At 77.1% G+C, this 1,624-nt stretch carries 2 protein-coding genes; both read left to right on the top strand.

Features of this window, described 5'->3' with window-relative positions; translation table 11 throughout:
* On the top strand, positions 1-405 hold a 405-nt coding region (locus AB0C69_RS42140; protein ID WP_360362528.1), incomplete at its 5' end, for a histidine phosphatase family protein.
* Positions 402-1,624: ATP-binding protein (locus AB0C69_RS42135; protein ID WP_360362525.1), on the top strand; the 1,223-nt coding region annotated here is incomplete at its 3' end. The genes AB0C69_RS42140 and AB0C69_RS42135, both read left to right, overlap by 4 nt.

Here is a 1,624-nt window from a genome sequence, read left to right as displayed (position 1 = left end):
GACGACCTTGAGGAGGAAGCTGTGCATCTGACCCCGCACGAGCAGGAGCGCCTGATGATCCATGTGGCCGCCGACGTGGCCGACCACGGCTCCTGGGCGGGGATCCGCCTCGCGGACGCCGATCCGGACGCGCTGGCCGCCTGGCTGACCGACCCAGACGCCGCGCCCCACGGCGGCGAGAGCCGGTCCGCGCTCGCGGCGCGGGTGGCGGCGTGGCTCGGCGGCCGCCCGTCCGGCGTCGCCGTCTGCGACGCGGGCGTGATCCGGGCGGCCCTCGCCCACGCGCTCGGCGCCGGCGTCCTCGCGGCCGACCGGATCGACCTCGCGCCGCTGTCCACCACGAGGCTCACCGCCGCCGGGAGCGGCTGGCGGGTCGCCCATGTCAACCGGAAGGTCCAGGTGTGAACACCGCCTACCCGTTCAGCGCCGTCGTCGGGCTGGACGATCTGAAGCTGGCGCTGCTGCTCAACGCCGTCTCGCCGCGGGTCGGGGGCGTGCTGGTGCGCGGCGAGAAGGGCACCGCCAAGTCGACGATCGTCCGGGCCCTGGCCGCGCAGCTCCCCGCCGTGGACACGGTGCCGGGCTGCCGGTTCGCCTGCGACCCGGCGGCGCCCGACCCGTCCTGCCCGGACGGCCCCCACGAGCCGGGCGGCCCGTCCGAGCGGCGGCCGTCCGCGCTGGTGGAGCTGCCGGTGGGCGCCTCGGAGGACCGGCTCGCGGGGTCGCTGGACGTCGAGCGGGCCCTGACCGAGGGCGTCAAGGCCTTCGAGCCGGGGCTGCTCGCGGCGGCGCACCGCGGCGTCCTGTACGTGGACGAGGTGAACCTCCTGCACGACCATCTGGTCGACCTCCTGCTGGACGCCGCCGCGCTCGGCACCTGCTACGTGGAGCGCGAGTCGGTGTCGGTGCGGCACGCGGCCCGGTTCCTGCTGGTCGGGACGATGAACCCGGAGGAGGGCGAGCTGCGTCCCCAGCTCCTCGACCGCTTCGGGCTGACGGTCGAGGTGCGGGCGTCGCGGGATCCTAAGGAGCGGGCCGAGGTCGTGCGGCGGCGGCTGGCGTTCGAGGCGGACCCCGCCGCGTTCGCCGCGCGCTGGGCGGACGCCGAGGCGGAGCTGGCGGAGCGCATCTCGGCCGCGCGGGACAGGCTCGCCGGGGTCCGGCTGCCGGACGAGCGGCTGGAGCAGATCGCGGCCGTGTGCGCGGGCTTCGAGGTCGACGGCCTGCGCGCCGACCTGGTCACGGCCAACGCCGCGCTCGCGCACGCCGCCTGGCACGGGCGCGGCGCGGTGGCCGACGAGGACGTGCGCGCGGCGGCCCGCCTGTCGCTGCCGCACCGGCGCCGCCGCGACCCGTTCGACGCCCCCGGACTGGACGAGGCGCTGCTCGACGAGCTGCTCGACCGCACGTCCCCCGACGATCCTCCCCCGGACGGCGGAGGGGGCGGCCGGCCCCCGTCCCCGCCGCAGGACGGAGCGCCGCAGGACCCTGCCACGTCCCAGGACGCGAGCCCCGAGCGGAACGCGGGCTCGTCGCACGAGGCGGGTCCGTCGCAGGACGCGGCCCCCGAACAGAACACGGGTTCGGAGCAGAACACGGCCCCGTCAGAGGACGCGGGCCTGTC

The organism is Actinomadura sp. NPDC048032 (assembly GCF_040653175.1).
Classification (GTDB): domain Bacteria; phylum Actinomycetota; class Actinomycetes; order Streptosporangiales; family Streptosporangiaceae; genus Spirillospora; species Spirillospora verrucosospora.
This window is presented reverse-complemented; position numbering and strand designations above follow the sequence as displayed.